This is a genomic window from Pseudomonas batumici (genome assembly GCF_000820515.1).
Taxonomy (GTDB): Bacteria; Pseudomonadota; Gammaproteobacteria; order Pseudomonadales; family Pseudomonadaceae; genus Aquipseudomonas; species Aquipseudomonas batumici.
Genome location: NZ_JXDG01000053.1, coordinates 1 through 20,359, shown reverse-complemented (window position 1 = coordinate 20,359; position 20,359 = coordinate 1). Strand labels below are relative to the sequence as shown.

Sequence of the window (20,359 nt, the reverse complement as noted above, 5' to 3'; positions counted from 1 at the left end):
CATCAGCCGATGCGTTCGAAGATTTTCTCGATCTTCTCTTTCAACGCCTGGGCCGTGAATGGTTTGACCACATAGCCGTTTACACCGGCCTGGGCAGCTTCGATGATCTGCTCGCGCTTGGCTTCGGCGGTGACCATCAACACCGGCAGGTGCTTGAGCTTTTCATCGGCGCGTACGTGACGCAGCAGGTCGATGCCGGTCATGCCGGGCATGTTCCAGTCAGTCACCAGAAAGTCGATGCTACCGCTGTTGAGGACGGGAATCGCGGTGGTACCGTCGTCCGCCTCGACCGTGTTGGTGAACCCGAGGTCACGCAACAGGTTCTTGATGATCCGCCGCATCGTTGAAAAATCGTCAACGATGAGGATTTTCATGTTCTTGTCCAATTCGACCTCCAAGCAGTCTTAAACGCGTTCAGCACCTGAACGCGCTGTTCAATCAATCCGGCACAGCACTCAACGACTGCATGGAAACCCCATCCGGCCGAGTCACCGCCAGGGCGTCAAACGCCATGCCGATCTCGTTCGCAGTGTTCCCAAACCGCCTCAGCGCGCTCGCCACTCCCCCAAACGCCCCCGCAAGCGGGCCGCGCACTGGCTGTGTAACTGGCTGACTCGCGACTCGCTGACCCCCAGCACCTCACCAATCTCCTTGAGGTTCAGCTCCTCGTCGTAGTACAGCGCCAACACCAGTCGCTCACGCTCCGGCAAATTGGCAATCGCATCCGCCAGCGCCGCCTGGAAGCGTTCATCTTCCAGGTCGCGCGACGGCTCGAGATGAGCACTCGCACCGTCCTCATGCAGCCCTTCATGCTCGCCGTCCTGCAACAGGTCGTCGAAACTGAACAGGCGGCTGCCCAAGGTATCGTTCAAAATCCCGTAATAATCGTCGAGACTCAATTGGAGTTCGGCTGCAACCTCGTGATCTTTAGCGTCACGACCGGTTTTTGCTTCAATTGCACGAATTGCGTCACTGACCATGCGGGTGTTGCGGTGAACCGAACGCGGCGCCCAGTCGCCCTTGCGCACTTCATCGAGCATCGCGCCACGGATACGAATGCCGGCATAGGTCTCGAAACTGGCACCCTTGCTCGAGTCGTACTTGGTCGAGACTTCCAGCAGGCCGATCATCCCGGCCTGGATCAGATCCTCGACCTGGACGCTGGCCGGCAGGCGTGCCAGCAGGTGATAGGCGATACGTTTGACCAACGGCGCATAACGTTCAATCAATTCATACTGGCTGTCACGCGACGACTTGGAATACATGCGATAGCCACTGGCAGTCATAGCACCGGTCCCGCACTCGTTTGATGCACCAGACGCTCGACGAAAAACTCCAGGTGCCCCCGCGGGTTGGCGGGCAACGGCCAGGTGTCGACCTTCTGGGCAATAGCCTTGAACGCCAAGGCGCATTTCGAACGAGGGAATGCCTCATAGACCGCACGCTGCTTTTGCACGGCCTTGCGCACACACTCGTCGTAAGGAACGGCGCCGACGTATTGTAGGGCCACATCGAGGAAGCGGTCCGTGACCTTGGTCAACTTGGCGAACAGGTTGCGGCCTTCCTGCGGACTCTGGGCCATGTTGGCCAGCACCCGGAAGCGGTTCATGCCGTAGTCGCGGTTGAGCAGCTTGATCAAGGCGTAGGCGTCGGTGATCGAGGTCGGCTCGTCGCAGACCACCAGCAGCACTTCCTGGGCCGCACGGACAAAGCTGACCACCGACTCGCCAATGCCCGCGGCGGTGTCGATCACCAGCACGTCGAGGTTGTCGCCGATGTCGCTGAAGGCCTGGATCAGGCCGGCATGCTGCGCCGGGCTCAGGTGCACCATGCTCTGGGTGCCCGAGGCCGCCGGCACGATACGAATCCCGCCCGGACCTTGCAGCAGCACATCGCGCAGTTCGCAGCGCCCCTCGACCACGTCGGCCAGGGTGCGTTTGGGGGTCAGGCCCAGCAGCACATCGACATTCGCCAGTCCCAGATCGGCATCCAGCAGCATGACGCGCCGGCCGAGCTCAGCCAGCGCCAGGGATAAATTCACTGACACGTTGGTCTTCCCGACGCCACCTTTGCCGCCGGTCACCGCGATCACCTGTACGGGATGCATGCTGCCCATGTTCTCTTCTTACCTTGTCTTGCTTAGACGGAAGGCCACATAAGTGGCTGCGCGGTCACTTGCCGGAACAACGCGTGGCAGACCCTCGATGTAGGTCGTTTGCAACGTCTTCATACTCATCTCAGCCCACCCGTTTGGACGGGCTGTGGTAGATGTCAGCGAACATATCGGCCATGGCCTCCTCGCTGGGCTCTTCCTGCATTTGTACACTGACCGCCCTGGACACCAGCTGATGCCGGCGCGGCAGGTGCAGGTCATCCGGAATGCGCGGCCCGTCGGTCAGATAGGCCACCGGCAACTCGTGACTGATGGCCAGGCTCAGCACTTCGCCGAGGCTCGCCGTTTCATCAAGCTTAGTCAGGATGCAACCGGCCAGCCCGCAGCGCTTGTAACTGTGGTAGGCGGCGGTCAGCACCTGCTTCTGGCTGGTGGTGGCCAGCACCAGGTAATTCTTGGCCTTGATCCCGCGTCCGGCCAGGCTTTCCAGCTGCATGCGCAAGGCCGGATCGCTGGCCTGCAGGCCGGCGGTATCGATCAGCACCACACGCTTGCGCAGCAGCGGATCGAGGGCCTGGGCCAGGGACTGGCCCGGATCGACATGGGTCACGGACACATTGAGGATCCGTCCCAGGGTCTTGAGCTGCTCCTGGGCACCGATGCGGAAGCTGTCCATGCTCACCAGCGCGATGTTCTGCGCGCCGTACTTGAGCACATAGCGCGCCGCCAACTTGGCCAGCGTGGTGGTCTTGCCCATGCCGGCCGGGCCGACCATGGCGATCACGCCACCCTCTTCCAGCGGCTCGATCTCGGGGGTGACGATCATTCGTGCCAGGTGCGCCAACAGCATGCGCCAGGCCTGGCGTGGCTCGTCGATTTCGCTGATCAGGTCCAGCAAGTCCCGCGACAGCGGCCCGGACAGGCCGATGCGCTGCAGACGGCGCCAGAGGTTGGCCTGTTGCGGCTGACGGCCTTGCAACTGGTTCCAGGCCAGGGAGCCGAGCTGGACTTCCAGCAGCTCGCGCAGGCCGTTGAGTTCCGAACGCATCGAGTCGAACACCCGCTGGTCCACCGCCGGGGCCGGGGCAACAGGCGCCGGGGCTGGACGCCGGGGTTCGTCGAAGGTCGGTTCGATCAGCGGCTCGGCGGCGGTCAGCGGCAGGCCGGCGAACAGTTGCCGATTGGTCGTCGCATCGCCTTCGCCATCGCTGCGCAGGCTCAGTTCGGCCTGGGCGGTGACGATACGCGACTGGGTCTTGCGCAGCTCGTCTTCGAGCTCGATGTTCGGCACCCGTGGCGACAGTGCCGAGAGCTTGTAGTCCAGGGCAGCCGTCAGCTCGACACCGCCCGCAATCCGGCGGTTGCCGATAATGGCCGCGTCCGAACCCAGCTCATCACGAACCAGCTTCATGGCCTGACGCATATCGGCGGCGAAAAAACGCTTAACTTGCATAACCCACTACCTCAGCCGTTGGGCCCTACTGTCGCAACGATGGTCACTTGCTTGTTATCCGGAATTTCCTGGTAGGCCAATACATGCAGGCTTGGCACCGCCAGTCGTCCGAACCGCGAAAGCATCGCGCGAACCGGTCCAGCTACCAGCAGGATCACCGGCTGCCCTTGCATTTCCTGGCGCTGGGCGGCGTCGATCAGCGAACGCTGGAGTTTTTCAGCCATGCTCGGCTCCAGAAGAACGCCTTCTTCCGAGCCTTGTCCGGCCTTCTGCAGACTATTGAGCAATATTTGTTCCAACCTTGGTTCCAAGGTGATCACAGGCAGCTCGGACTCAAGCCCTACAATGCTTTGGACGATTGCGCGCGACAATCCGACGCGCACCGCGGCAACCATAGCGGCAGTATCTTGACTCTTGGTGGCATTGTTGGCGATGGCTTCGGCAATGCTGCGGATGTCCCGGACCGGCACGTGTTCGGCCAGCAACGCCTGCAGCACTTTGAGCAAGTGCGACAGGGAAATGATCCCTGGCACCAGCTCTTCGGCCAGCTTCGGCGAGCCCTTGGCCAGCAATTGCATGAGTTGCTGGACTTCCTCGTGACCGATCAGCTCGCTGGAATGCTTGTAGAGGATCTGGTTGAGGTGCGTTGCCACCACGGTACTGGCGTCGACCACGGTATAACCCAGGGACTGGGCCTGGGGACGCTGGCTGAGCTCGATCCACACCGCTTCCAGGCCGAAGGCCGGGTCCTTGGCGGTGATCCCGTTGAGCGAGCCATAGACCTGGCCCGGGTTGATCGCCAACTCGCGATCCGGGTAAATCTCGGCTTCGGCCAGGGTCACGCCCATCAGGGTCAGGCGGTAGGCACTGGGCGCCAGGTCGAGGTTGTCACGAATATGCACGGTGGGCATCAGGAAACCCAGGTCTTGGGAGAGTTTCTTGCGCACCCCCTTGATCCGCGCCAGCAACTGCCCGCCCTGGTTGCGATCCACCAGCGGAATCAGGCGATAGCCGACTTCCAGGCCGATCATGTCGATGGGGCTCACGTCGTCCCAGCCCAGCTCCTTGGTTTCCATGGCCCGCGCCGGCGACGGCAGCAGGTCCTGCTGGCGCTGGGCCTCGGCCAGGGCCTGGACCTTGGCGACATTCTGCTTCTTCCAGACCAGGTAGGCCGCGCCACCGGCCACCAGCGCCAGGCTGAGGAAGGACACGTGCGGCATGCCCGGCACCAGGCCCATCACCGCCATCAGGCCGGCGGCCACCGCCAGGGCCTTGGGCGAGGCGAACATCTGCCGGCTGATCTGCTTGCCCATTTCTTCCGAGCCGGAAGCCCGGGTCACCATGATCGCCGCGGCGGTGGACAGCAGCAGTGATGGCAATTGCGCCACCAAACCGTCACCGATGGTCAGCAAGGCGTAGACCTTGCCCGCATCGGCGAAGCTCATGTGATGCTGGAAGATCCCGACCGCCATGCCGCCGATCAGGTTGATGAACAGAATCAGCAGGCCGGCGATGGCGTCACCGCGGACGAACTTACTGGCACCGTCCATGGAACCGTAGAACTCGGCTTCCTGGGCCACTTCCAGACGACGCAGCTTGGCTTGTGGCTGATCGATCAGGCCGGCGTTGAGGTCGGCGTCGATCGCCATCTGCTTGCCGGGCATCGCATCGAGGGTGAAGCGCGCGCTCACCTCGGAAATCCGCCCGGCACCCTTGGTGACCACGACGAAGTTGATGATCATCAGGATCGCGAAGACCACAATACCGACCACGTAGTTGCCGCCGATCACCACCTCGCCGAAGGCCTGGATCACCTTGCCCGCGGCGGCATGCCCCTCCTGGCCATGGAGCATGACCACCCGGGTCGAGGCCACGTTCAGGGCCAGGCGCAACAGCGTGGCCACCAGCAGGATGGTCGGGAAGACGGCGAAGTCCAGCGGCCGCAGGGCGTAGACGCAGACCAGCAGGACAACCAGGGACAAGGCGATGTTGAAGGTGAAGAAAACGTCCAGCAGGAACGCCGGCACTGGCAACATCATCATCGCCAGCATGACCAACAACAGCACCGGCACACCCAGGTTGCCCCGGCCGAGGCTGCTCAGGTTGCTGCGCGCCGTGTTGATAAGTTGAGAGCGATCCACCGGTATTCCTCGTCACCTTGAAGCAAACTTTTGACGCCGGGCGCGCCACAGGCCTGCCACTGCAAGAAGCCTTCCAACTTTTGCAATCCAAGGTAACGAGCCGCCTCCAACCCGGCGCTTCACTGGGCGGTTCTGATGTCGCTCGCGGTCAACTTGCCAAACTGCAGATCACTCCCTTTCATGTACAGGATCCCGCGATTCAACCGGATGTCCTCGACCCTGACCTTGTCCTCACTGCCGTTGGTCGCCCCTCTCCGCGATGAGGAAACCTACGCGCAACACGCCCGTGCGCCTTGACTCCAGCCGATAGCACACAGGACAGAAACGTCAACCTGATACTTCTGACAGTGGTTGAAACAGCCATGGAGGTATCCAATAAGTTATCGAGCGACTGTTGTCGGGAAATATCGGAAGTAGCCGCTCCGGCGCACCGAGCAGAGGCTTGCCATGAGCGATAATATTTCCCTTGCCGAACAAATGGGTGTTCGCCCGGAAGACCTGGACGAACACGGCGTATTGAAACCTTATGTGGAGCCAGAGTTCGTCCCTTACGCTCCTGCGCCATACCCCGACACCGAGCAGTTCCCCAGCAGCGATCCCGCTCCAGGCGATGAGCCTGTTTCGACACCCAGGATAGGCTGGTGCCCGAACGGCAGCATCAGCGGCGGCATCTGCTCACCGTTCAACAATGTCCGGCCTAACTGGATGGGCTACTACTCCGGTGCCACCGCCAACCTGCGCGTTGACGAACTGATACTGCCCGGCACCCACAACTCCGCCACGGACAAACAGGCCCCCCAAACCGACAGCTATGACACCTGCCAGGACGTATCGCCCCATAGTCAACTCCAGACGGGCATCAGGGTGCTCGATCTGAGGGTCCAGTTTTACTTTGGCTATCCGCAAGGGGACCCGAAAAGATTCGCGATCTTCCACAGCACGAATTCTGGAAGAAACGTCGAACGCGACTGCCTGCAAGCCGTCATCAACCTCTACACGGCCCACAGCAACGAGGTGGTCATTCTCGACTTTCATCAATTCAGGAACTTTACCGACGCGGCACATCGCGAGTTGGCCACGGTTATAAAAAACCGCCTGGGCAGCAGACTGATCGAACCCAGGTGGAAGCTCCTGGTGCTCAGGCAGCTATGGGAATTGCAGAAAAATGTCGTGATTGCCTACAACAATGACCAACGCGACCCGCTGTTCTGGCCCGGGGTCAATCAGCGCTGGATAGGCAAGGACCGGCCTTCCAGCAGCGAGCTGAAGAGCTTCGTCGAACAGGTCGGTAGAGAGTCGAAACCCGACTATGAGCTGCGCTCCATCCAGGCACACAAATACACCCTGGTCTATCAACCCGACGATATGTCGCCGGACGTCATGAGCTGGTTTGCCGCAGGCGAATTCAACTCGCCGATCATGAAGTTCCACATCATCAACACCGACTGGTCCTTACGTTGTAGGCATATCGACAACTGCATTCATGCGAACAGTTTCAGAAATCAAGAAAGGACCTCTGTTCGTTTGACCCCCAACAGTCTCACCAACGGTTTTATTCCCAATGGCATCGGCGCGATCGTCCTGGTGACAGCCAATGGCAATTGGTCCGCATCAATGACACTCCCTACCCGAACGATCAACAAAGCCACCCTGCTCATCATTTGCAAAGCCCAACTACAAACAACACTGCATGTCCCCAACAGTGACTTTCTGATAGCCGACCTGATCTTGAAGCAAAATGATGTGGTCCTCTTCCAATACAGCACCGCCGAGCTGAAATGGATATTGCAGCCTGACCGTGTTTACTCCCCCAACACTTCGGGAGGCGCGGTCCCTGTTGTGCGCACCGATGAAAAACTCATCAAGTACCAGATGGCGGATGGAAACTGGGTGGCGGACGTGAGCTTACCGACTTCGGCACCGGTATTCAGTTATGTCGAGATATCGTCTTCAGCCAGCTATGACAGCCATATCCATCGCCGCCCCGACCAGCGGGTCTACCGCCTCCAACGGGGTGACAAATACCTCTTCATGCTCAACAACCAGGCCACCTGGCAGGCCGTCAAGACGCCCATACACTCTTACGGCGCGGCCCAGGCCGGGGCCCAGATGGAGGATACCGGCACAGAACAAACCCGGGTGCATTTCAAGAATGCCGACTGGGTCAGGGAAATCACCCTGCCCCTCACGGCTTGGGCGGGCGACGAGGTCACCCTGACCTCCGACGCCACCTTGACGGCCACCGTCATGGGCACCAATCTCGTCTCAGGCACCTCCATTCAACTCAAGACAGGCGATACCCTCAAATTCCGCTACGCCGCCAACACCCGCAAGTGGCGCCGCATTTGAGCAATAACCCCGGGATGGCAGGTGAGAGCACCTGCCAGCTCCAGACCGCCCCTCGACAGTCGCCTCACGATCCTCAACGCGCGATGATCACCTAGGAATCGCGGCGCAGATCCGGCGGAATCGGCAGGTCGCCCTTGAGCGGATCGGGGCGCTTGCCCTTGCCGGCCTGGTACTGGCGAATCTGGTAGACATACGCCAGCACCTGCGCCACCGCCAGGTACAGGCCCGCCGGGATCTCCTGCTCCAATTCGGTGGAGTAGTAGATCGAACGCGCCAGGGCCGGCGACTCGAGCAGCATGACCTGGTGTTCGACAGCGATCTCGCGGATCTTCAAGGCCAGGAAGTCGCTGCCCTTGGCCAGCAGCACCGGCGCCCCGCCCTTCTCCGCGTCGTACTTGAGCGCCACGGCATAGTGGGTCGGGTTGGTGATCACCACATCCGCCTCGGGAATCGCCGCCATCATCCGCCGCTGGGACATTTCGCGCTGCAACTGGCGAATCCGCTGCTTGACCTCCGGCCGGCCTTCCTGGTCCTTGTGTTCGTCGCGCACTTCCTGCTTGGTCATCAACAGCCGCTGGTGGGCCTCATAGAGCTGCACCGGCACATCCACCGCGGCAATGATCAACAGCCCCAGGGACATCCACAAGGTACTCCAACCCACCACCTGCAGGCTGTGAACGATCGCCATCTCCAGCGGTTCATGGGCGATACGCACCAGGTCGTCGATATCCGAAGACAGCACCGACAGCCCGACGAACAGGATGATGGTGAACTTGCCGATGGCCTTGAGCAGTTCCATCAGCGCCTTGGGCGAGAACATTCGCTTGATCCCCGCCAAGGGGTTCATCCGACTGAACTTCGGCGCCATGGCGCCGGCGGAGAACAACCAACCACCGAGGGAGATCGGCCCGACGAAGGCCGCCAGCAGGATGCTCAGCAGGATCGGCTGCACCGCCCAGATGGCGATTTCCCCCGAGTGCATGAGGAAAATCGCCATGTAGCGCTGGTCGATCACCACCTCCCGGGTCAGGCTGAAGTTCAAGCGCATCAACTCGGCCAGATCCTGGGCCAGGGCGCCACCGAACACCAGCAAGGCACCGGCGCCGGCCATCATCACGGCAAAGGTACTGAGCTCCTTGGAACGGGCAACCTCGCCCCGCTCCCGGGCCTCCTTTTTCTTTTTGTCCGTGGGGTCTTCTGTCTTGTCCTGACCGCTCTCGCTCTCTGCCATGGCTCAGTGCGCCCGCGCCAGTTCGCGTAAAAACCGCAGGGCCTCGACGGCCAGCGGCTGATACTGGTTGAGAATGTCCCCCAGGCTGATCCAGAGGATGAACATCCCCAACACCAAGATCAGCGGAAAACCGATGGAGAAGATGTTCAACTGCGGCGCGGCACGGGTCATGATGCCGAACGCGATGTTCACCACCAGCAACGCGGTAATCGCCGGCAGCACCAGCAGCAACGCCGCCCCGAGCACCCAGCCGAGCTTGCCGGAGATTTCCCAGAAATCCGTGGTCGACAGCCCGCTGCCCACAGGAAAGGTGGTAAAGCTCTCGGTCAGCACCTCGATGACCACCAGGTGGCCGTTCATGGCCAGGAACATCAGTGTCACCAGCATGGTGAAGAACTGCCCGATCACCGCCGTCGAGACACCGTTGACCGGATCGACCATGGACGCGAAGCTCATGCCCATCTGCACGGCGACGATCTGCCCGGCCACCACGAAAGCCTGGAAGAACAGCTGCAGGGACAGCCCCAGCAGGGCCCCGAAAATGATCTGCTCGGCGATCAGCAGCAGCCCGCTCAGATCCAGCGGATGCACGTCGGGCATCGGCGGCAGGCCGGGAGTGATGACCACGGTGATCGCCAGGATGAAATACATGCGGATCCGCCGCGGCACCAGGGTGGTCCCGAAGATCGGCATGGTCATGATCACCGCGCCGATCCGGAACATCGGCAGCATGAAACTCGCCACCCAACTGCTGATCTGCGTATCGGTCAGCGCCAGCAGCGACATCTCAGCCGATGACCTGCGGAATACTGCCGTACAGCGACAGGATGTACTCCATGAACTTCTGCACCATCCAGGGCCCGGCGACGATCAGGGTGATCAACATCACCAGCAGGCGCGGCAGGAAGCTCAGGGTCTGTTCGTTGATCTGGGTGGCGGCCTGGAACATCGCCACCAGCAGGCCCACCAGCAGGCTCGGGATCACCAGCACCGAGACCATCAGGGTGGTCAGCCAGAGGGCATCACGGAAAATGTCGACTGCGACTTCAGGAGTCATTGCACATCACTCGCTCTAGACACCGCCAAAACTGCTGGCCAGGGTGCCGATGATCAGTGCCCAGCCATCCACCAGCACGAACAGCATGATCTTGAACGGCAGGGAAATAATCAGCGGCGACAGCATCATCATACCCATCGCCATCAGCACACTGGCCACCACCAGGTCGATGATCAGGAAGGGAATGAAGATCATGAAGCCGATCTGGAACGCGGTCTTCAACTCCGAGGTCACGAAGGCCGGCACGACAATGGTCAGCGGCGCCTGGTCGGGCGTGGCGATGTCGGTGCGCTTGGACAGGCGCATGAACAGCTCCAGGTCGCTGCTGCGGGTCTGCGCCAGCATGAAGTCCTTGATCGGTCCTTCGGCCTTGAGCACCGCGTCCTGGGCCGTCATCTTCTCGGCCAGGTAGGGCTGCAGGGCATCGTGGTTCACCTTGTCGTAGACCGGCGCCATGATGAACATGGTCAGGAACAACGCCATGCCGGTGAGGATCTGGTTCGAGGGCGTCGACTGCAGGCCCAGCGCCTGACGCAGGATCGAGAAGACAATGATGATGCGGGTGAAGCTGGTCATCAGCATGACGAACGCCGGGATAAAACTCAGCGCCGTCATGATCAGCAGGATTTGCAGGTTGACCGAATACTCCTGCTGGCCGTTGGCCCCGGTGCCCAGGGTGATCGCCGGGATCGACAATGGATCGGCAGCCAGCGCCAAAGGTGCCGCCAGCAGCAAGGCCAGCGTCAGGAAAAACCGCAAAGCGCCCATCACTTCTTATCCTTACCCAAAAATTCCATCAGGCGTTGAGCGAATTCAGGCGTGGCCTGCTCGCCGCTCGGCACCTGGACCGGTTCCTTGAGTACATGCAGGGGGGTGATGGTGCCCGGCGTCAGCCCGAGCAGGATCTGCTCGTTGCCGACCTGCACCAGCACCAGACGGTCACGTGGCCCGAGGGCGCGCGAACCGATCAACTCGATGACCTGCCGCCCCTTGGCCCCCGGCCCCACCTGTTGCACACGGCGCAACAGCCAGGCGAGCACAAAGATGATCCCCAGCACCAGCAGCAGGCCGAGCACCAGTTGCGTCAACTGTCCGGCCATACTGCCTGGCGTACTCGGCGCGGCCGCCGTTGCCGTGGCCAGCGGCTCCGCCGCCCAAGCACCGAGCGGCGACAGCAACAGGAGGCCGAAAATCCGGCTCATTCAGCGCAGCTTCTTGATGCGTTCGCTCGGGCTGATCACGTCGGTCAGACGGATACCGAACTTTTCGTTGACCACCACCACTTCACCGTGGGCGATCAACGTGCCATTGACCAGCACGTCCAACGGCTCGCCGGCCAGGCGGTCCAGCTCGATCACCGAGCCCTGGTTCAATTGCAGCAGGTTGCGGATGTTGATGTCGGTGCTGCCGACTTCCATGGAAATCGACACCGGAATGTCCAGGATCACGTCCAGGTTCGGACCGTCCAGGGTCACCGGCTCGTGGCTCCTGGGCACACTGCCGAACTCTTCCATGGGCAGACGGTTGGAGCTCGGCGCAGTGCCGGAGTCGGCCGCCAGCAAGGCATCGATATCGGCCTGGCCGGCATCGCCGGTTTCTTCCAGGGCAGCCGCCCACTCGTCGGCCAGGGCCTGGTCGTCCGGGGAAGTCATATCGTGTTCATTAGCCATCAGTTGTCCTCGGCGAGCAGAAAATCAATTAACACGGCACATTTCTGATCGACGCCCTAGCGGCGCTCGATCGGCTCAATCACTTGCAGCGCCAGGTTGCCCTTGTGGGAACCGAGCTTGACCTTGAACGCCGGCACGCCGTTGGCGCGCATGACCATGTCTTCCGGCAGTTCCACCGGAATCACATCGCCCGGTTGCATGTGCAGGATGTCCCGCAGGCGCAACTGGCGACGGGCAACCGTGGCACTGAGGGGGACGTCCACGTCCAGCACGTCTTCGCGCAGGGCCTTGACCCAGCGCTCGTCCTGGTCGTCCAGGTCCGACTGGAAACCGGCGTCGAGCATTTCGCGCACCGGCTCGATCATCGAGTACGGCATGGTCACGTGCAGGTCGCCGCCGCCGCCGTCGAGTTCGATATGGAAGGTCGACACCACCACCGCCTCGCTGGGACCGACGATGTTGGCCATGGCCGGGTTCACTTCCGAGTTGATGTACTCGAAATTGACTTCCATGATCGCCTGCCAGGCTTCCTTGAGGTCGATGAACGCCTGATCCAGCACCATGCGCACCACCCGCAGCTCCGTGGGGGTGAACTCACGGCCTTCGATCTTGGCGTGCCGGCCATCGCCGCCGAAAAAGTTGTCCACCAGCTTGAACACCAGCTTGGCGTCGAGGATGAACAGGGCGGTGCCGCGCAGGGGCTTGATCTTCACCAGGTTGAGGCTGGTGGGGACATAGAGCGAGTGCACGTATTCGCCGAACTTCATCACCTGCACGCCACCGACCGCCACGTCCGCGGAACGGCGCAGCATGTTGAACATGCTGATACGGGTGTAGCGGGCGAAACGCTCGTTGATCATTTCCAGGGTCGGCATGCGTCCGCGGACGATGCGATCCTGGCTGGTCAGGTCGTAACTTTTGACACTGCCGGGATCGGCAGAGGTTTCGGTCTGCACCAGACCGTCATCGACGCCATGCAAAAGGGCGTCGATCTCATCCTGGGACAGCAGATCCTGCACGGCCATGTCGTGATCCTACTGCAATACGTAGTTAGTGAAGAGCAGCTGTTCGACCACCACCTTGCCGACTTCCTTCTGCGCCACTTCCTGCACGCTGGCAGTGGCTTTCTGGCGCAGCAGTTCCTGGCCGACCGGGGTGGCGAGGGTTTCGTAGGCCTGCCCGGAGAAGAGCATCACCAGGTTGTTGCGGATCACCGGCATGTGGACTTTAAGGGCATCCAGGTCGGCCTGGTTGCGCGCCAGCAGGGTGATGCTCACCTGCATGTAGCGCTGGCGGCCGGAGGCGTCCTTGAAGTTGGTGACGAAGGCCGGGGCCATGGGTTCGAAGATCGCCGGCTGCTTGCCGTTACTGACGGCCTCGACGGGCGCCGGAGCCGGCTTGCTCTGGGCACTGTGCATGAAGTACCAGGTCGCGCCCACCGACAGGCCGACGGCCAGCAGCACGCCCAGCACAATGACGATGATGAGCTTGAGTTTGCTTTTACTGCCGGGTTCTTTTACCGCTGCTTCGCTCTTCGCCATGCCAATAATCCGTCACTATTCGATTTTTCATAGTCGCACGGCAAGGCTTGAGCAAGTGTTATGCCAGATTGGACACAAGGGAAATACAGTCTTTGAAATACCACGGCGCCTGCGGGAGAACCTGCGGGAGCCGGCTCGCCGACTCCCGCAGACATCAGGCGTAATAGTCGACCGCGCTGGAGCCCACCACCACGCTGGGGCTGACTGCCGCGGTTTCGCCGGCGGCGGCAATCGACAGGTCATCCTGGCTGTCGCCACCCAGACCACTCCCCCTGTTGCTGCCTTTCTGCGCCTGCTGCTGTTGCTGCTGCGTGCCCTGGCCCTGGCCGGCCCAACCCCGGGCCTGGTCGGAGACCGTGACATCGGCCTGCCCCAGGCCTTGCTGTTGCAGCATGTCGCGCAGACGCGGCATGTTGCCCTCCAGCGCGTCGCGCACACCGGCATGAGCGCTGATGAAGCTGATCTGCGTCGGCTGGTCGGCCGCCATGTTCACCTTGATATCCAGGCGCCCCAGTTCTGCGGGTTGCAGCTGGATCTCCGCCGACTTGAGGTTGGCGCTGGAGAGGTACATGACCCGATTGACCACCTCCTCACTCCAACCGCTCTGATGCATCGCCAACGGCTGGTTGACCGGCAGCGCATTGGCGGTCTTGGGGGTAGCCGCCTGGGTCAGCGCTGCCAGGCGATTGGCGAAGTCGTCGACCCGGGTATCGCTGGAAGCACTCTTGAGGTCCTTGAGACCGTCGTCGATCAGCGTCTTGAAGGATTTGTCGCCGCCCTGGTCGGTGCTACCGGGATCGGTCTTCTGATCCAGCAACGTGACAACGTTATTGGCCTGGTTCTGCGCCAGGCTCGGATCGACGGGATTATTGTCGGTGGATTTCGCCGAAGCCTGGCTGCCGCTCGAGACGTGACCGCCCTGCTCCATGGCCAGGCGTACGACCGGCAGGTTGTCCAGCGGGTCGGCGGCCGGATCGAAATCATCACCGGCGGTCGGCGGGGTCGCCGCTGCCGGCTTGGCCGCGGCGGTCACCGCTGCCGCCAGCGGGGCCGGGGTCACGGTCGGATCGACCGGGGTCGCCGCTGCGGGGGCTGGGGCCGGGGTCTGCGTCGCCGCGGCAGCCTGGAGCAGGGCCGGGTCGAGGGTCGGGTCCGGCGTCGCCGCGGCGACAGGCGTATCGGTCGTTGCCTTGCTGGCGTCATCGCTGGAAGCGGTCTTGTCGCCGGACTTCGGGGCATCGGTCGAGGCCGTCGTGCCGTCGGCCTTGGTCTTGTCAGGACCGCCCTTGCCATCGGCGGACGCCGTCTTGTCACCGGCCTTTGACGATTTGTCGGCAGGCAAGGATTTGCCGCTACCGGCAACCGGCGGCTGCGCAGCGGCATCCGTATTATTGGCGTTGCTGGCCGGCGCGTCCGGCTTGGACGGCGCCACGGGGGCCGTGTCCGCCATCGGCTTGACCGGATTGAAGGCAAGCTTGCCCGGATTGCTCTGGGTGTCCTGGTAGACCTGCGCGAAGCTGAAAGCATTGTCCTTGGGCGCCGCGACAGCCGTCGGCGCTGAAATCACAGCGTCCGCCTGCGGCTTGACGGCAGCGGTGGCCTGGAGGAGCGAATTGGGGGCGAGTGGCATAACACGATCTCCGCTGCACAGGGGCGGTAACTACAATGCAGGGAACAAAAGCAAGGTTCGGGCCATATTTGCCCGGGCGACGCGGACACAGGCACTAGGGCCTTACGGGAAAACGCTCGCGTTCGGTTTCGTAAACGCGGCGCACCAACTCGTATTCACGGTCAATCTGGTTGATCAGCTCTTCGACACCGACGAGCGGCAACTGTCCGGCCAGCAGCTCCAGCTGACGGCAAAGCTCGGCCAGGCGCAACGCCCCCATGTTGCTGCTGCTACCCTTAAAGCTGTGCGCCACCGCCCCGAGATCCGCGGCATTGCTCGCCTGATGCAACTGCCCCAGGCGTTTTCTCGAGTCCTCCAGAAAGGTATCCAGCAGCAGCGGATACTCATCCTCCATGATGTCCTGCAATGCACCGAGTACACCGCGGTCCAGATGCTCCATATCGTTGTCCACTTGATCGCTCCCTGCTCCACACCCACGAATTATGCCTGAGCCTCCCACGAAAACTCCACGTGGGCACTGCGCCCATTGTCCGACCAACAGGCATTGCGCCCGAGCTGGCGAACCAGCCCCACGCCGCGCCCGGACAGCCGGTCGAGCAGTGCGGGACGCTCCATCACCTGCGCCACGTCAAAACCTTTGCCGCTGTCATCGACCTGTATGTATAACCGGCCACCCTCCCCCTGCGGGATCACCTGCAGGCGCACCCGCACGAATCCCTCTTGCAGCTCGAGCAGACGCCGATTGCGTTGTTCATAGTATTGCGCAAATCCCCGCACATCGCGCTTGAGACTCGAATCCAGGCCCAGGACACCATGTTCCAGGGCATTGGAGTAGAGTTCGGCGAGGACGCTGTAGAGCGCCCCGCTCTGCGTGCGCAAGCCATGCACCTCCATCAGCAATTGAAGCAGGTACGGCAACGGATTGAAGCGCTTCAAGGTGGCCGCGCGAAACTCGAAGCTCACCGACCAGTCCAGCGGGCAGGATTCACCGCTGTCGGAGTAGACCATGGAGCTGGGCAACTGGCGCGCCGGCGCCGGAAGCGTGATCTGGACCATGCTCAGATCATCCCGGGCTTCGCCGTGAAAGCGCTGCAAGGCCTCCTGAATGTCCTCGAACAGGCGATCCGGCTCCAGATTGGCTTCGAAGACCTGGTGCAGGCGCTCCACGCCGAAGAGCTGATCATCGCGGTCAGAGGTATCGATCACCCCGTCGGAGAGCAGGAACACCCGATCCCCCTGGGCCATGGGGTAGACATCGGTGTGATAGTCGAACAGCTCGGCCCCGAGCACCCCCAGGGGCAGGTGCCGGGCCACCAGCGGCTGGCGTTCTCCCGTAGCCACGCGATGCAGGTAACCGTCCGGCATGCCGCCATTCCACACCTCCACCACCTGGCGCTGCGGGCTCAGGCAAAGAAAGATGGCACAGCAGAACATGTCCACCGGCAGGATGCGCTTGAGCTTGGCATTCATCTCGCGCAGGGTTTCCGGCAGCCCATAGCCCTTGGCGGTCATGCCATAGAACACTTCCGCCAGCGGCATCGCCCCGACCGCCGCCGGCAGGCCATGGCCGGTGAAGTCGCCGAGCAGCACATGCATATCGCCGGCCGGGGTGTAGGCCGCCAGCAACAGGTCGCCGTTGAACAGCGCATAAGGCGATTGCAGGTAGCGGATATTCGGCGCGTTCAGGCAACCGGAGTGGGCCACCTTGTCGAACACCGCCTTGGCCACCCGCTGCTCGTTGAGCAGGTAGTCATGGTGCCGGGCAATCAGGTCGCGCTGTTGCAGGACGGTGTCCTGCAGGCGCCTGAGACGATCCATGGCCTTGATCTTGGCCCCCAGGATGACCTGGTTGTAGGGTTTTTCCAGGAAGTCGTCGCCCCCGGCTTCCAGGCAGCGCACCAGCCCGTCGACTTCGGTCATGGAGGTCAGGAAGATGATCGGCACCAACGACTCTCCGGCCAGCACCTTGATCCGGCGCGCCGCCTCGAAACCGTCCATCACCGGCATCATCGCGTCCATCAGCACCAGCTGCGGCCGCTGCGCCTCGAACACGGCGACCGCCTCGGCACCGTTGCTGGCCGTCAGCACCCCATGCCCCTGACGCCTGACGATGCTCGAGAGCAGCAAACGATCGGCCGCACCATCCTCGGCGATCAATACCGTCAGCGACTCCGCTCCCGACTGCATGCAGGTCAGCCGATATCGAAGAGTTTGTCGAAATTGGAGATGGCCAGGATCTTGCGCACGTCCGAGTTGCTGTTGATCACCCGTACGTCGGAATGATCACCACCGGCGTGATCGCGCAACAAGAGCAACATGCCCAGCGCGGAGCTGTCCAGATAGGTCGCTTCCTTCAGATCGACCACAATGGACGACGGTTTCTTGGCAAGCCCCTCGTAGGACTCGCGAAATTCCTGATGCCTGCCAAAATCAAAACGCCCTTTGATGGAGATCGTCAATTTTGCGCCATCGGGCGATACTTCTGCGACTACAGCCATGATACTGCTTCCTTGTCAGTGGCGACGTGTACAAGGTTTAGCACCCCGCCGAAGGTAGGGCAACCGGGAGCGTCAAAATTCCTGCAGATCAATACGGACTCTGCCGCGGCAAACGCTGGGACAGCTCATCCAGCAACTTCTGTTCACGCTTGTCTTCCAACTGGCGCGCCTCGTCGATATAGCGCTGCACCAACTTGCGCAGGCCTTCGACCCGGGTAAAAGCCTGCTGCCAGGCCTCGCGCGCCTTGTCGAGATTGTTCTGGTGCCAGGCCAGGCTCTGGCGCTGCTGGCCGACCGCCGTATCCAGCTGACCGAGGAACTGCTGGTAACCCAACAACCATTGGCCGGAAACCCCCAGGCTACCACGTTGGATCCATTGCTCCTGGTATTCCAGACGAAAACGCTCGAGATCCTCCAGCTTGCTTTGCGCGACCCGCACCTGCCCCTGGAAATAACCAAGACGCTGGACCGCGGTGCGTTCGGCGCTTTCGGCCATCTCGACCACCGGGGCCAGGCGCGCGGCGCGGCTCAGGGCCATGGCGGATCAACCGCCCGCCACGGGAGCGAACACCGACGCCAGATGCGCGGCGCTTTCACCCAGGCTGATATTGTCGTTCAGGCCCTGGCGCAGGTACTGGGTCATCGCCGGCTGCAGAGCAATCGCGGTATCGGTCTCGCGATCGCCACCGGCGACATAGGCACCGACGCTGATCAGGTCGCGACTCTGCTGATAACGCGACCAGAGCTGCTTGAAGTGCTGGGCGCGGCTCATGTGTTCCGGGCTGACCACCGCCGGCATGACCCGGCTGATGGATGCTTCGATATCGATCGCCGGGTAATGGCCTTCCTCGGCCAAACGCCGGGACAGGACGATATGTCCGTCGAGCACACCCCGCGCCGAGTCGGCAATCGGGTCCTGCTGGTCGTCGCCTTCGGACAGTACCGTGTAGAACGCCGTGATCGAACCGCCTCCGGCCTCGGCGTTGCCGGCACGTTCCACCAGCTTGGGCAGCTTGGCGAACACCGACGGCGGATAACCCTTGGTCGCCGGCGGCTCGCCGATGGCCAGAGCGATTTCCCGCTGGGCCTGGGCAAATCGGGTCAGGGAATCCATGAGCAGCAGGACATTCTTGCCCTTGTCGCGGAAATACTCGGCAATCCGCGTGCAGTACATGGCTGCGCGCAAACGCATCAGCGGCGCGTCGTCCGCCGGCGAAGCCACCACCACCGAACGCTTGAGGCCTTCTTCACCGAGGATGTGCTCGATGAACTCCTTCACCTCGCGACCGCGCTCGCCGATCAGGCCGACGACGATGATGTCGGCCTCGGTGAAGCGGGTCATCATGCCCAACAGTACACTCTTGCCCACGCCGGTACCGGCGAAGAGGCCGAGGCGCTGGCCACGGCCCACGGTCAACAAGCCATTGATGCAACGAATGCCCACATCCAGCGGCTGGCTGATGGGGTCACGGTTGAGCGGGTTGATGGTCGGGCCGTCCATCGGCACCCAGTCCTCGGCCTTCATCCCGCCCTTGCCGTCGAGGGCGCGCCCGGCACCGTCGAGCACCCGCCCGAGCATGCTCATGCCCATCGGCAGGCGCCCGGTGTCGGCCAAGGGCACGACCCTGGCGCCGGGTGCGATGCCGGCCACGCTGCCCACCGGCATCAGGAACACCTTGGCACCGGAAAAGCCCATCACTTCGGCCTCGACCTGTACCGGATGGTAGCTGTCGTCGTTGATCACCAGGCAGCGCGTCCCCATGGCAGCCCGCAGTCCCTCGGCCTCGAGGGTCAGGCCGACCATGCGCAACAGACGACCTTCGAGGATCGGCTGCCCGGGCAGGTCGATGGCCCCGGCGTAACCGCTCAAGCGCTTGCCGAAGCTGGTGCGCTCAAGACGCATCGGACAGGTCCGCCGTGGAAACCTTCGTCAGGACTTCTTCCAGTTCCAGGGCCATATCCGGCAGCGCCGGATGCAGGGATTGCTCGTGGAGCTGATCGAACAACTGCGCCACGGCCTTGCTGATGCGGGTTTCGATGGTGGCATCGATCCGGCTGTGCTCGGTTTCGATCCGACAGCCGCCGGCCTGCAAGGCCTCGTCCTCGACGATGCGCCAACTGGCTTCGTGGCGCTCACGCAGGGCCTTGATCTGATCGAAGTCCTGGGGATTGATGTACAAGCGGATATTGTCGGCGCCCAGCGGCAACAGCTTGAGGGCTTCGCGCAGGACGTGCTCGATCTGGCTGGAATCGGTCTTCAGCTCACGCTGGATGACCTCGCGCACCATGTGCTCGACCAGCCCCACCAGGCTGTGCTCGATCTGCCGGTCCTGCTCGGCGATGGGCGCGAACAGATTGCCCATCAGGGCTTCCAGGGCCTTGAGCTTGGCGGTCAGGGCGACTTCCGCCTCCTGTCGCACCTTGAGCTGGGTGCTGTGGAAACCTTCCCGCTCCCCCACGGCAAAGCCTTCGTTGTAAGCTTCCTGGCGAATGCTTTCGAGTTCTTCGAGGGTCAGCGGCTGGACTTCCTCCAGCGGCACTTCTTCGATCTCGGCCGGCGGTTCTTCCACCGGTTCGGGCTCGGGCTCCTCGACATGCGGGTCGAAGCTGGGCAGCGACCAGAGGTCGAAACCACTCACATCCCGGGCGCGGATCAGATCGGTTGGATCAGTCATG

Annotated in this window: 21 protein-coding genes; 1 reads left to right on the top strand and 20 read right to left on the bottom strand. The window is 62.2% G+C overall.

The window, feature by feature from the left end; genetic code table 11:
* Positions 1–2 precede the first annotated feature (2 nt).
* From UCMB321_RS19150 to flhA, 5 genes are all read right to left on the bottom strand, one after another.
* Positions 3–374, bottom strand: a complete 372-nt coding sequence (locus UCMB321_RS19150; protein WP_003183998.1) for a chemotaxis response regulator CheY — start codon at positions 372–374, stop codon at positions 3–5.
* 171 nt (positions 375–545) lie between these two features.
* A complete protein-coding gene (gene fliA / locus UCMB321_RS19145; protein ID WP_017124408.1) occupies positions 546–1,286 on the bottom strand; it encodes an RNA polymerase sigma factor FliA in 741 nt (246 codons plus the stop codon).
* A complete protein-coding gene (gene fleN / locus UCMB321_RS19140; RefSeq protein WP_040069867.1) occupies positions 1,283–2,116 on the bottom strand; it encodes a flagellar synthesis regulator FleN in 834 nt (277 codons plus the stop codon). Before fleN ends, fliA begins: the two co-directional genes overlap by 4 nt.
* A gap of 121 nt (positions 2,117–2,237) precedes the next feature.
* Complete coding sequence (flhF, locus tag UCMB321_RS19135; protein ID WP_040069865.1) at positions 2,238–3,566, bottom strand: flagellar biosynthesis GTPase FlhF; 1,329 nt, start codon at positions 3,564–3,566, stop codon at positions 2,238–2,240.
* Between the two features lie 11 nt (positions 3,567–3,577).
* On the bottom strand, positions 3,578–5,707 hold the full coding sequence (flhA, locus tag UCMB321_RS19130) for a flagellar biosynthesis protein FlhA (RefSeq protein WP_040069864.1): 2,130 nt from the start codon (positions 5,705–5,707) through the stop codon (positions 3,578–3,580).
* A gap of 447 nt (positions 5,708–6,154) precedes the next feature.
* Here flhA and UCMB321_RS29560 point away from each other — a divergent pair, with 447 nt between their 5' ends.
* Positions 6,155–8,056 carry a hypothetical protein gene (locus tag UCMB321_RS29560; RefSeq protein WP_157016011.1) on the top strand — a complete coding sequence of 634 codons (1,902 nt, stop codon included), beginning with the start codon at positions 6,155–6,157 and terminating at the stop codon, positions 8,054–8,056.
* A gap of 91 nt (positions 8,057–8,147) precedes the next feature.
* Here the strand turns inward: UCMB321_RS29560 and flhB are convergent, their stop codons facing one another.
* The 15 genes from flhB to fliH form a co-directional block, all read right to left on the bottom strand.
* Positions 8,148–9,287 carry a flagellar biosynthesis protein FlhB gene (gene flhB, locus UCMB321_RS19120; protein ID WP_040069862.1) on the bottom strand — a complete coding sequence of 380 codons (1,140 nt, stop codon included), beginning with the start codon at positions 9,285–9,287 and terminating at the stop codon, positions 8,148–8,150.
* 3 nt (positions 9,288–9,290) lie between these two features.
* Complete coding sequence (fliR, locus tag UCMB321_RS19115) at positions 9,291–10,073, bottom strand: flagellar biosynthetic protein FliR (RefSeq protein ID WP_040069859.1); 783 nt, start codon at positions 10,071–10,073, stop codon at positions 9,291–9,293.
* A gap of 1 nt (position 10,074) precedes the next feature.
* Positions 10,075–10,344: a flagellar biosynthesis protein FliQ gene (gene fliQ / locus UCMB321_RS19110; protein ID WP_040069857.1), complete on the bottom strand. Its 270-nt coding sequence runs from the start codon at positions 10,342–10,344 to the stop codon at positions 10,075–10,077.
* A 15-nt stretch (positions 10,345–10,359) separates the two neighbouring features.
* Positions 10,360–11,112 carry a flagellar type III secretion system pore protein FliP gene (fliP, locus tag UCMB321_RS19105; RefSeq protein WP_040069855.1) on the bottom strand — a complete coding sequence of 251 codons (753 nt, stop codon included), beginning with the start codon at positions 11,110–11,112 and terminating at the stop codon, positions 10,360–10,362.
* Positions 11,112–11,546, bottom strand: coding sequence for a flagellar biosynthetic protein FliO (gene fliO / locus UCMB321_RS19100; protein ID WP_040069854.1), 435 nt, complete (start codon positions 11,544–11,546; stop codon positions 11,112–11,114). The genes fliP and fliO overlap by 1 nt, the downstream gene beginning before the upstream one ends.
* Positions 11,547–12,014, bottom strand: coding sequence for a flagellar motor switch protein FliN (gene fliN / locus UCMB321_RS19095; RefSeq protein ID WP_040069852.1), 468 nt, complete (start codon positions 12,012–12,014; stop codon positions 11,547–11,549).
* Between the two features lie 56 nt (positions 12,015–12,070).
* A complete protein-coding gene (gene fliM / locus UCMB321_RS19090) occupies positions 12,071–13,039 on the bottom strand; it encodes a flagellar motor switch protein FliM (RefSeq protein WP_040069850.1) in 969 nt (322 codons plus the stop codon).
* A 9-nt stretch (positions 13,040–13,048) separates the two neighbouring features.
* Positions 13,049–13,555, bottom strand: a complete 507-nt coding sequence (fliL, locus tag UCMB321_RS19085) for a flagellar basal body-associated protein FliL (protein ID WP_040069849.1) — start codon at positions 13,553–13,555, stop codon at positions 13,049–13,051.
* Positions 13,556–13,709: 154 nt separating this feature from the next.
* Positions 13,710–15,185 (bottom strand): flagellar hook-length control protein FliK, encoded by a 1,476-nt coding sequence (locus UCMB321_RS19080; protein ID WP_040069846.1) that lies wholly within the window; start codon positions 15,183–15,185, stop codon positions 13,710–13,712.
* Between the two features lie 94 nt (positions 15,186–15,279).
* Positions 15,280–15,624, bottom strand: a complete 345-nt coding sequence (locus UCMB321_RS19075) for an Hpt domain-containing protein (RefSeq protein ID WP_040070035.1) — start codon at positions 15,622–15,624, stop codon at positions 15,280–15,282.
* A gap of 41 nt (positions 15,625–15,665) precedes the next feature.
* Positions 15,666–17,372: an ATP-binding SpoIIE family protein phosphatase gene (locus UCMB321_RS19070; RefSeq protein ID WP_040069843.1), complete on the bottom strand. Its 1,707-nt coding sequence runs from the start codon at positions 17,370–17,372 to the stop codon at positions 15,666–15,668.
* A 5-nt stretch (positions 17,373–17,377) separates the two neighbouring features.
* Positions 17,378–17,683, bottom strand: coding sequence for an STAS domain-containing protein (locus UCMB321_RS19065; protein WP_040069840.1), 306 nt, complete (start codon positions 17,681–17,683; stop codon positions 17,378–17,380).
* A gap of 88 nt (positions 17,684–17,771) precedes the next feature.
* Positions 17,772–18,221 (bottom strand): flagellar export protein FliJ, encoded by a 450-nt coding sequence (fliJ, locus tag UCMB321_RS19060; RefSeq protein ID WP_040069838.1) that lies wholly within the window; start codon positions 18,219–18,221, stop codon positions 17,772–17,774.
* A gap of 6 nt (positions 18,222–18,227) precedes the next feature.
* Complete coding sequence (gene fliI / locus UCMB321_RS19055; protein ID WP_040069835.1) at positions 18,228–19,586, bottom strand: flagellar protein export ATPase FliI; 1,359 nt, start codon at positions 19,584–19,586, stop codon at positions 18,228–18,230.
* A complete protein-coding gene (gene fliH, locus UCMB321_RS19050) occupies positions 19,576–20,358 on the bottom strand; it encodes a flagellar assembly protein FliH (protein ID WP_040069833.1) in 783 nt (260 codons plus the stop codon). The genes fliI and fliH overlap by 11 nt, the downstream gene beginning before the upstream one ends.
* Position 20,359 lies beyond the last annotated feature (1 nt).